This is a genomic window from Shewanella sp. 10N.286.52.B9 (genome assembly GCF_002873635.1).
Taxonomy (GTDB): domain Bacteria; phylum Pseudomonadota; class Gammaproteobacteria; order Enterobacterales; family Shewanellaceae; genus Shewanella.
Genome location: NZ_MCTY01000070.1, coordinates 1 through 3,241 on the forward strand (window position 1 = coordinate 1; position 3,241 = coordinate 3,241).

3 protein-coding genes are annotated in these 3,241 nt (G+C 39.0%); all 3 read right to left on the reverse strand.

From position 1 onward, the window contains the following. Positions 1–236 precede the first annotated feature (236 nt). Positions 237–947 (reverse strand): hypothetical protein, encoded by a 711-nt coding sequence (locus BCU91_RS05350; RefSeq protein ID WP_102531054.1) that lies wholly within the window; start codon positions 945–947, stop codon positions 237–239. A gap of 84 nt (positions 948–1,031) precedes the next feature. Further along, the gene (locus BCU91_RS05355; RefSeq protein ID WP_102531055.1) at positions 1,032–1,625 is read right to left on the reverse strand and encodes a rod shape-determining protein; all 594 of its coding nucleotides are present in this window, start codon (positions 1,623–1,625) and stop codon (positions 1,032–1,034) included. A gap of 430 nt (positions 1,626–2,055) precedes the next feature. Beyond that, positions 2,056–3,195, reverse strand: a complete 1,140-nt coding sequence (locus BCU91_RS05365) for a serine hydrolase domain-containing protein (protein ID WP_157936269.1) — start codon at positions 3,193–3,195, stop codon at positions 2,056–2,058. Between the last annotated feature and the right edge of the window lie 46 nt (positions 3,196–3,241).

The following is a 3,241-nucleotide window of genomic DNA, read 5'->3' on the forward strand; positions in this document are numbered from 1 at the left end:
CTGAAACACGTTTCTGGACATGAACGAGTCAGTGATTTTACTAAATTAGCATTTAAAGGATTACTTCGGGTATTGCAAAACCTCTAATTAAGTGGCCAAATTCACTCAGCCACTACACCTATGGATTTTTTAGTTTCGTAACTAAAATTGTTGGTAATTATTTATCGCTATCATTCGTAAACATTCGAGATTGCTGATTCAATACGGACATTTAACGCCGCAGCCTTGTTAGGCATTTAAATAAGTTCCATTTTGGTTGTTAGTGTACCTTCGCCTATAAAGCGACCATTTTCATCGAGCAGCTTACCGTTTCTTGCCCATGATTTAACACCGTCCTCGTCCCACTCGTATTCGAGAAATGGGAACTCTACGGCTTGCTTAAGCTCAATTTCGTTTGAACCAAGGTAAGTGCCTTGCATAAGTACTTTGGTGTTTTGAGCGTTTCGAATCTCAAACTTCTTGTAATTACGAAGGCCTTTAAACAGGTTGCTAAAGAAATCACCGGAATCCAACTCGACACCAACGATTACTTTGGCTTGCTCATCTCCGATTCTAATTTGATACAAATGCAGTAAGTATTTTTGATCCGTGTAAATCCGCATTTTCTTTTCACGGAAGTCCATTATTACCCACCCGACAATTTTTTGGTTATAAACGTTACCCTCGAATTCAAGTTTAACGTCTAGGTTTGCCTTTATATTTTGGGCGTGTATCAATTTATGGCAATTACTGCAAAGGAGAATACATTTATCTAATTCATCTAGCTGTTCGGTACATAGCTTGCGTCGAATTAAAGCATTATAGTTAACTGCTTTCTTATCTTCTTCGACGTGATGAAACTCGGTCATCCGTTTGAAAGTGCCCCAACGATCAAGCATTTCTTTAACACTTAACCCACAAGCCGAACACTTATTTCCTTTGTATTTAAGTTGAATCTCTTTCGACATTCTCTAACCCGTGCCTAACGCTTAACATATGGGGATTTTAGGAGCGCTTTTCCAGCGAGTAAAATTCCCACCATGATGTTTTTGTTAGTTGCCAAAATGCCAGACCGCCAAAATTATAAAAACAAGATAAAACATAAATACAATAATATTTGAGGAAGTAGAATTGTTATTTATCGCTTCTTGTAAGGGACCTTCATCCTCTTCAAATTTATCAAAGTTGATAGACTTAATAGTAAGCGGTTTACCAGTATGCAGCTTAACCTCTATTGCGCCTGCACCAAGTGCTAGTTCTCTAAATGCCCTTTTTTCAATCATTGTCAGTCCTCCTTCGGTTTTCTCCATTGGGTGGATGATTACTTTTGGTCGTGGCCGCAAATATTTAATATTGCTAATTTGTTTAAAAGCATGCTGTAGCAATTTTTCACCAACGTAAAAATCTGAAAACAAGACTCTAGGATGTGAAAAAGGGTTAACTACCTTTTCGTTAGAATCAATTGAAATACTGGCTTGCTTACCAATACCTGAAATCAATTTTTCACCTTTATCTGTTGTTCGAATTACAACTAGCGGTGAATCATCATAGCTTTCATTGCTAGCTGAATTTGTAACTTTTAATCTACTTTCCCATATTTGAACGTAGATCACTGAAGCAAAACGGGATAAAAGTCTCGTAAACATCCGATGTTCCTATGGCAATTAACGCCCGCATAAAGCGCGCGAGGTACGAGCGTCGCCTTTGATGCGCTTGTTAACACTGGCCATTGGCACGCTCTATTGATTTACACCAGAAACAAAAATTGTCTTCTTCCTCTCTGGCTCCAAGTTCATTGTATGGATCTAGACTGAGATATATTCCAGATGAGTCATCGATGAACTTACACTGTGATATTGCCATACAACCAAAATCTTCGTTTATAGAATACTCGGTTAACCCAACGAGACGGTATGTGCTTACTGCGCCATCGCGGTCTTGGACGCTGACTAGTGCATAGTTTAATGACTGAGCCCAATCATAACCGATGGTTACCTGTGCTAAAGCCTTATCCCGAAAATTTGTAGAATCTATATTCATAAGAATTGAGTGTTAACGCCCAAAGCAGTGGCGCGTTTACGCGTCCGACTGACTTTGTTTGTTAGCTTTTGATGCCAGCAGTTTCTGCATTAACTTTCTGCCTAGGAGCACAAAATCCCGACCACCACTCGATGTCAACAGTACGATACCTGTCTTTGAACTAGGTGAAAAAATGTACTCACACCCAAATCCATCAAGGTCTCCACCATGCCACAATACGGTTTCAGGATATAAGCCCAATTCTGCGGTTGCCTCGAACATGCCATACCCATAATTTAAGCCAGGATACAAACCCGTTTCATAACTGTTCTGGGTCGATACAAAAGGCGAAGCCTGTTTGCCCTCATCCACGTTTTGATATGCCGACATTTGCTGTATCATTAATCTTAATAGTCCGTTTGATGATGAATACAAACCACCATGCGGAGTCAGCAGCCCCATATCCCAAGGCTTTGTTTCTATAAGTCGGTCATCTTTTCTGTATGGTGTGACAACAAAGTCTGAATTTTTGGATGTTAACCGACCGTACACTCCTGAAACACCAAATTTCTCGTCCAAATACTCCTCGACCAACGCTTCGTAGGATTTACCCGTTTTAGCGCTGAGAATATATCCGATTACAGCATAGTTGAAATTCGAATATGAGAATTTTGAGTCTGGCTCGAAATCCAAGATTAAAGATTTAAATGCTGCTAATAATTGAGATTCAGTGTATCCCCCTTCCATCGGGTCGCCGTCCACTCGATTAACGTTTGTAGGATAGTTAGGAAGTCCTGAACGGTGACTAAGCAATATGTCGAGGGTGATTTTCTGTAAAGTTGCTTTGTCGATGGATTGGAATAATTTGGGCAATAAGTTATCCAAATTATCATTAAGGTTTAATCTTCCATCTTCCACCAAAGACAAAGTCAACAAACTAGTGATAACTTTTGACTGAGAACCGATCTGAAATAGACTATTTGTCGTAATTGAGGAAAGGTTATCCCTACTATATGTTCCAAAAGCCTTTTCAAACTTGATCTTACCACTTTCAATTATGCCCACCGAAACTGCTGGTACATTATTCTCCTTCATAAATGATGTTATTTCATTTTCAACAAACTTGTAGGAGCTTCCTGCATTAGCAAAACTCGGAAGAATACTAACAATAAATAAAGTAACTTTTAAGAATTTCACAATATATCCTTGACGTTGATAAGAAAGCTAACAGCTTATTCAATAG